The sequence below is a fragment of the Antarcticimicrobium sp. genome (assembly GCF_029212575.1).
In the GTDB taxonomy this organism is placed as follows: domain Bacteria; phylum Pseudomonadota; class Alphaproteobacteria; order Rhodobacterales; family Rhodobacteraceae; genus Antarcticimicrobium.
Window position 1 is genome coordinate 48436 of the sequence record NZ_JARGPK010000025.1, and the last position, 6844, is coordinate 55279.

The window sequence follows — 6844 nt, forward strand, 5'->3', positions numbered from 1 at the left end:
CGCGGTCACGACATTTGCAAGGTATTTGAGACACCGGACACCAAACGGACACGTCGAATTTCACGCGCTTCCGATTTAAACCCAAGTCATTGATCCAATTGGCGATCCCAGAAGGACTCGAACCCTCAACCTGCTGATTAGAAGTCAGCTGCTCTATCCAGTTGAGCTATGGGACCGCTGGGCGTGACTTTTGCGGGCTTTGGCCGTTGGGTTCAAGCGAAACTTGGCCAAGCTCGAGGGACATGAAACTGCTGCGCGGATCGGGCGCGTAGCCTGCGAACGGTGCGCAGGGGGTGAAGCCGTGGCGCGCGTAGAGCCGCCGCGCCGGTGCAAAATCGGCGGAGCTTCCGGTTTCGAGGCTGACCCGGGACATCCCCATGTCGGCGGCAAGCGCCAGCAGGTGCCTCAGCATGGCCGCACCGGCCCCGCGCCCGCGCGCCTCGGCAGCCACATGCATGGATTTGAGCTCGCCCCCGGTGTCCGAAAGCCGTTTCAGCGCCCCCATGGCAAGCGGCAAATCCCCTTCCCACAAGACAACGAACCGTACGTCGGGCCCGGACAGGCCCGCCTCGTCCAGCGCATGCACGGCCTCGGGCGGGCTTTGTGCGCGCATTGTCGCCAGATGGCGCGCCAGCAGCCCCCGCGCGGCGGGGCTGCCCGGCCTGTCGGCGCGGATCGAGAACCCGGTCAAGCGGGTTTCAGTGGGTCCAGGGAACGCGCCGGTCGGTGGCGAAATTCTCGCCATAGCCGCGCGGGCGGATGTTGGTCCGGCGCTGGTGCGGTTCGATCACCTTGGCATCGATTCCATGCGCCTCGGCATAATCCAGCGCCGCCTGCTTGCTTTCGAACCGCAGGTGCACCTGGGCCTGGGTGTCCGACGACGAGGTCCAGCCCATCAGCGGATCGACATCGCGGGCCGAGGCCGGGGCGTATTCCAGCACCCAGTCGCGCGTCTTGGCCATCCCCGAGGTCATGGCGTTTCGGGCCGGTCGGTAAATCCGTGCGCGCATGGGCTCTCTCCGTGCAGTCTGACTGACCCCTATATGCGACAGCCGCTGCCGCGCGGCAAGGCTCGTTTTCGCCCCGGGCCGCAGGCCCGTCGTGGAGCAGGCGCGAACAGACCCACGCCCGGATACGCGCGCTTTCTTTGCCCCCGGCGGGCGGGGTGCCCTTGATCTGGAACAAAAAGTGACCAAGATCGGGGCGAGAAAAGGATTCCCCCCATGGCCTACGCCCATTCCGACAAGTCGCAGCCGATGATGCACGCGCCCGCCCCGGACGTGAAATCGCGCCCCAAGCTGGAGGGCGGCAAGCGATTTGTTCTGGAGACCGAGTTTCAGCCGGCCGGGGACCAGCCCACGGCCATCGCCGAACTCAGCCAGGGGGTGCGGGACGGCGAGCGCGACCAGGTGCTGCTGGGCGCGACCGGCACCGGCAAGACCTTCACCATGGCCAAGGTGATCGAGCAGACCCAGCGCCCGGCGATCATCCTGGCCCCCAACAAGACACTGGCGGCGCAGCTTTACGGGGAATTCAAGGGATTTTTCCCCGACAACGCGGTCGAGTACTTCGTCTCCTACTACGACTACTACCAGCCCGAGGCCTATGTCGCGCGCTCCGACACCTATATCGAGAAGGAATCCCAGATCAACGAGCAGATCGACCGCATGCGCCACTCGGCCACGCGGGCGCTGCTGGAGCGCGACGACGTGATCATCGTCGCCTCGGTCTCCTGCATCTATGGCATCGGCAGCGTCGAGACCTATGGCGCGATGACACAGGATCTGGTGGTCGGCAAGGAATACGACCAGCGCGCGGTGATCGCCGATCTGGTGACCCAGCAGTACCGGCGCAACGACCACGCGTTTCAGCGCGGCAGTTTCCGGGTGCGCGGCGACGTGCTGGAGATCTTTCCCGCCCACCTCGAGGACCGCGCCTGGAAACTCTCCTTCTTTGGCGAAGAGCTGGAATCGATCACCGAATTCGACCCGCTGACCGGCGAGAAGACCGACAATTTCGAGCGCATCCGCGTCTATGCCAACAGCCACTACGTCACGCCGAAACCGACGATGCAGCAGGCGATTCAGGGCATCAAGAAAGAGCTGCGCCAGCGGCTCGATCAACTGGTCGGCGAGGGCAAGCTGCTCGAGGCGCAGCGGCTGGAGCAGCGCACCAGTTTCGATCTGGAAATGCTCGAGGCCACCGGCGTCTGCAACGGGATCGAGAATTACTCGCGCTATCTCACCGGCCGCGCCCCCGGAGAGCCGCCCCCCACCCTGTTCGAGTTCATCCCCGATACCGCCATCGTCTTTGCCGATGAAAGCCACGTCTCGGTGCCGCAGATCGGCGGCATGTACAAGGGCGACTATCGGCGCAAGTTCACCCTTGCCGAACACGGCTTTCGCCTGCCGTCCTGCATGGACAACCGACCGCTCAAGTTCGAGGAATGGGACGCGATGCGCCCGCAATCGGTCTTCGTCAGCGCCACCCCGGCCAAGTGGGAGATGGAGCAGACCGGCGGCATCTTCACCGAACAGGTGATCCGCCCCACCGGCCTGCTCGACCCGATGGTCGAGATCCGCCCGGTCGACATGCAGGTCGACGACCTGCTGGACGAGGTGCGCCGGGTCGCCGCCGACGGCTTCCGCACCCTGGTCACCACCCTGACCAAGCGGATGGCCGAGGACCTGACCGAATACATGCACGAACAGGGCATCCGCGTGCGCTACATGCATTCGGACATCGACACCATCGAGCGGATCGAGATCCTGCGCGACCTGCGGCTTGGCGCCTTTGACGTGCTGATCGGCATCAACCTGCTGCGCGAGGGGCTGGATATTCCCGAATGCGGGCTGGTGGCGATCCTCGATGCCGACAAGGAGGGGTTCCTGCGCTCGGAAACCTCGCTGATCCAGACCATCGGCCGGGCCGCGCGCAACGCCGAGGGGCGCGTCATCATGTACGCCGACCGGATCACCGGATCCATGGAACGCGCCCTGGCCGAAACCGACCGGCGGCGGGCCAAGCAGATCGCCTATAACCAGGAACACGGCATCACCCCCGCGACCATCAGGAAGAACGTCGAGGACATCCTGTCGGGCCTCTACAAGGGCGACGCGGACATGAACCGGGTGACCGCCAAGGTCGACAAGCCGCTGCACGGCGCTAATCTGGAGGCGCATCTGGACGGGCTGCGGACCGAGATGCGCAAGGCCGCCGAGAACCTGGAGTTCGAGGAGGCCGCCCGCCTGCGCGACGAGGTCAAGCGGCTGGAGGCGGTGGACCTTGCCATCGCCGACGACCCGCTGGCGCGGCAATCGGCGGTGGAGGCCGCCAGCGAGGCCGCCGTCACCGCGCGCGGCCGCTCCACGGCCGGCCGGCCGGGGCAGCGCGGCGGGGTGAAGCGTAGGGGGCGGTGATTTTTGGGTAGCGCCGGGCAAAGAGAAACGGGACAGATGAGGCGGCATGGACTTTCGTTAAAATTGTGGTATATTTTTTTAACAAGCATGAGGTGTTGTATCATGAGAAAAATTTTTCCACTTCTTTTTATTTTGTGCCTGGCAACGGTCGCACAAGCTACTGAAATCAAGATACTAGAGCAAATCGGCGCACCATTGAGAATTTCGAGCTATAGTGCAAACTACAAATCCCCGGCTAGAGGAATCGGTGACGGGTCAATTGTTCATAGGTTTGTTGTGGAAAATATTGGGGAGCAAGATGTTGTCGCCTATGGCGTGGGCATCCAAGTATTCGATGCATTTAAGCGAAGCATGGATCTTCCGTTTGTTGGTTACGATATGTCCGGAATAAAGGTTGGAAGCACGCAAGATCCAGTATGGGAACGGCGGTCGCTTTCGGCATATCTATTTCGCAGATATGGAACGGCAGTGGCGTATATCGATATTGCTCGTTTTGCCGATGGGACGATTTGGAAAGCTAACCAGGGAAGTATCTCCGCGCAAATTACAGATTTGCAACTCGAAATGTCCGAGGAATAGCCATGCGCATTCCATAGGGTGAGCAATCTGCCCTCTGACGAGAGTGGTTTGATTGGGAAATGAGGTGGGCGGTATGCCCACTGCCTTCTCCGAAGTTCCCTGCGGGCAGCAACCCGTAGGGCAGGCTTCAGCCCGCCACCCGACCCAACCAATACCTCTTTCCCGTGCCCCCCACCGGGGCGGGCTGAAGCCCGCCCTACGTCCGCCATCCAGCCAACCAAAGCCCCATTCCGACGAAAGCCCCGCCGGGGTGGACCCGATGCCATGGCGGGCTGAAGCCCGCCCTACGCCCTACGCCCGACCCGCGCCCTACCCCGCCGCCCTACTCCCCGAATTCCCCCTCTACCTCCCCGCCAACCCATTCCGGCCCGACACGGCCGGCCCGAATATCCCGGTGGATCGAGGAGAACGGCCAATCCGCCGCCCGCGCGACGAACCCGTGTTTCACCGGGTTGCCCCAGCAATATTCCACATGCGCCCGGTAATCCGCCTCGTCCCGGATCATGTGTTCCCAGAACCGCCGCTGCCAGACTCCGGCCTCGCGTTTGTGTCTGCGTAGACCGGGCTTCAGCCCGGCATGGCGCCCGGCCCGCACGACCGGCAACTCCTGCGGCGGGCAAACCCCCGCCCGGCACACCCCCCGCGTGAACCGCGCCTTGAGGGCGCCCCACCGGACCGAATAATCCGCGTCCCCCTCCGGCAGGGTCCAGACCGCGTGCAGGTGGCCGGGCAGGATCACCATCGCGTCGCAGACCACCGGCCTGTCGCGGATCATCGCGGCATAGGCGCCGCGCAGCAGGTCGATATGCTCGACCAGCAGGCGCGCGGACCTGTCGGCCAGATTGACCGTGAAGAAATAGCTGGCGCCGGACCGGCGCAGGCGGCGATAGGCGGACATCCGGACAGCGTGCCGGGACGGCGATTAACCGGGGGTTAATCGGAGCCTGCCCCGGAGCGCGAAGCGAGGGCCCGAGCGTACAGAACGTGCCCGAAACTCCCCGAACCGCCCGTCCCGGCCGCGCCGCGCCGCGGAAACCCGTACAAAACGCGCCCGAAACTCCCCATTTCGCCCCTGCCGCATCGCCGCATCTGGACAAGACCGCCGCCGCATCGACTAATACGGCGCATGGATCTGCACAGCACCTTTCCCGGGGTCATGGACCTGAAGTGGCGCGCAAAACGACGCCTTCCGCGCTTTGTCTGGGAGTATCTCGACAGCGGCACGGGAACCGAGGCGACCAAGGCGCGCAACCGCAAGGCATTGGATTCGCTGGGTTTCCTCCCCGCCATCCTGAAGGGGCCGCAGGCGCCGGACCTCTCCGCGACGCTGCTGGGCCGGCGCTTTCCCCTGCCCTTCGGCATCGCCCCCATCGGCATGTCCGGGCTGATCTGGCCGGGCGCCGAGGCGCTGCTCGCCCGCGCCGCGTCCGAGGCCGGGATTCCCTATACTCTCTCCACCGTCGCCGCCCAAAACCCCGAGGACATCACACAACATCTGGGGGAAAACGCCTGGTTCCAACTATATCCGCCCAAAAAGCCGGAGATCCGCACCGATCTGCTGGCCCGCGCCCGCGCCGCCGGCTTCACCACCTTGGTGCTCACCGCCGATGTGCCCGTCGCCTCCCGCCGCGAACGTCAGACCCGCTCCGGCCTGACCCAGCCGCCGCGGCTAACCCCCCGGATTCTGGCGCAAATCGCCACCCGCCCGGCCTGGGCGCTGGGCATGGCGGCGCGGCGCGAGATGCCACGGATGCGCACGCTAGACCGCTATATCGAGAGCAATTCCAACCTGCCGCCCACCGCACATATAGGGTATCTCCTGCGCACCTCCCCCGACATGGAGTATGTCAAATGGCTGCGCGACCATTGGGACGGCCCCTTCATCGTCAAGGGCGTGCTGCGCACCGAGGATGCCGAGCTGCTTGAAAGACTGGGCATCGACGGGCTCTGGGTCTCCAACCACGCCGGCCGCCAGTTCGACGGCGCCCCCGGCGCGATCGAGGCGCTGCCGGCGCTGCGCGCGGCCACCCGCCTGCCGCTCCTTTTCGACAGTGGCATCGAGGGCGGGCTCGACATCCTGCGCGCCCTCGCGCTCGGCGCCGATTTCGTCATGCTCGGCCGCGCCTTTCATTTCGCGCTGGCGGCGCTGGGGCCGCGCGGGCCGGCGCATCTGATCGACATCCTTGCCAAGGATATGGCGGCCAACATGGGCCAGATGGGGGTTAAGACGCTCGCCGATTTGCCCGCTCCGATCCCGGTTGCACCTGCAGCATCGGATTGACCGGCCGATAGCGCAACCATTCTGGCCAGGTCCGCCGAACCCATATAAGCATGGCAAAATCGCCGTATGCTGCGGTGCAACACAAAGCCGAGACTGAGGTGCCCATGTCCGACTTCCGCAAGATCCTGATAGCGAACCGAGGCGAGATCGCGATCCGTGTGATGCGGGCGGCGAACGAGATGGGCAAGCGGACGGTGGCGATCTATGCCGAGGAGGACAAGCTTTCGCTGCACCGGTTCAAGGCCGACGAGGCCTACAAGATCGGTGAAGGGATGGGGCCGGTCGCGGCCTATCTGAGCATCGAGGAGATCATCCGTGTGGCGCGCGAGAGCGGGGCGGACGCGATCCATCCGGGCTATGGCCTGCTCAGCGAGAACCCCGATTTCGTCGATGCCTGCACCGCCGCCGGTATCGCCTTCATCGGGCCAAAGGCCGAGACCATGCGCGCGCTGGCCTTGTCGCCCAATTCGCGCATGGTTTTGGCTTTGGGGCCGATGAAGGTGATCCCCGCTTCGGTACAGGCATCGACGAAATCGGGGTTTTCGGACAAGAGGCCATAGCCGGG

The 6844-nt window shown here is 64.7% G+C and carries 6 protein-coding genes, 1 tRNA gene and 1 pseudogene; 4 read left to right on the top strand and 4 right to left on the bottom strand.

Going from position 1 to position 6844, the window contains the following annotated elements:
• Positions 1–99 precede the first annotated feature (99 nt).
• From P1U75_RS04890 to P1U75_RS04900, 3 genes are all read right to left on the bottom strand, one after another.
• A tRNA-Arg gene (locus tag P1U75_RS04890) sits at positions 100–176 on the bottom strand.
• Entirely contained in the window at positions 167–691 is a 525-nt protein-coding gene (locus tag P1U75_RS04895) for a GNAT family N-acetyltransferase (RefSeq protein WP_300240449.1), read from the bottom strand. The genes P1U75_RS04890 and P1U75_RS04895 overlap by 10 nt, the downstream gene beginning before the upstream one ends.
• A gap of 7 nt (positions 692–698) precedes the next feature.
• The gene (locus tag P1U75_RS04900) at positions 699–1010 is read right to left on the bottom strand and encodes an ETC complex I subunit (protein WP_300240451.1); all 312 of its coding nucleotides are present in this window, start codon (positions 1008–1010) and stop codon (positions 699–701) included.
• A gap of 213 nt (positions 1011–1223) precedes the next feature.
• Here P1U75_RS04900 and uvrB point away from each other — a divergent pair, with 213 nt between their 5' ends.
• A complete protein-coding gene (uvrB, locus tag P1U75_RS04905; RefSeq protein ID WP_300240453.1) occupies positions 1224–3419 on the top strand; it encodes an excinuclease ABC subunit UvrB in 2196 nt (731 codons plus the stop codon).
• 102 nt (positions 3420–3521) lie between these two features.
• Positions 3522–3998: a hypothetical protein gene (locus P1U75_RS04910; protein WP_300240455.1), complete on the top strand. Its 477-nt coding sequence runs from the start codon at positions 3522–3524 to the stop codon at positions 3996–3998.
• Positions 3999–4320: 322 nt separating this feature from the next.
• Here P1U75_RS04910 and P1U75_RS04915 read toward each other — a convergent pair whose 3' ends face one another.
• Positions 4321–4896, bottom strand: coding sequence for a transposase (locus P1U75_RS04915; RefSeq protein WP_300240457.1), 576 nt, complete (start codon positions 4894–4896; stop codon positions 4321–4323).
• A 228-nt stretch (positions 4897–5124) separates the two neighbouring features.
• On the opposite strand from P1U75_RS04915, the gene P1U75_RS04920 reads away from it, so the two are divergent.
• Both P1U75_RS04920 and P1U75_RS04925 read left to right on the top strand, forming a co-directional pair.
• Positions 5125–6279 carry an alpha-hydroxy acid oxidase gene (locus P1U75_RS04920; protein ID WP_300240461.1) on the top strand — a complete coding sequence of 385 codons (1155 nt, stop codon included), beginning with the start codon at positions 5125–5127 and terminating at the stop codon, positions 6277–6279.
• 104 nt (positions 6280–6383) lie between these two features.
• A pseudogene (locus P1U75_RS04925) lies at positions 6384–6731 on the top strand (biotin carboxylase N-terminal domain-containing protein); the annotation flags it as partial.
• Positions 6732–6844 lie beyond the last annotated feature (113 nt).

Excerpts from the sequence above, each read along its gene's own strand:
- P1U75_RS04920 (WP_300240461.1), top strand. The coding sequence starts at position 5,125 with ATGGATCTGCACAGCACCTTTCCCGGGGTCATGGACCTGAAGTGGCGC.
- P1U75_RS04910 (WP_300240455.1), top strand. The coding sequence starts at position 3,522 with ATGAGAAAAATTTTTCCACTTCTTTTTATTTTGTGCCTGGCAACGGTC.
- P1U75_RS04900 (WP_300240451.1), bottom strand. The coding sequence starts at position 1,010 with ATGCGCGCACGGATTTACCGACCGGCCCGAAACGCCATGACCTCGGGG.
- P1U75_RS04915 (WP_300240457.1), bottom strand. The coding sequence starts at position 4,896 with ATGTCCGCCTATCGCCGCCTGCGCCGGTCCGGCGCCAGCTATTTCTTC.
- uvrB (WP_300240453.1), top strand. The coding sequence starts at position 1,224 with ATGGCCTACGCCCATTCCGACAAGTCGCAGCCGATGATGCACGCGCCC.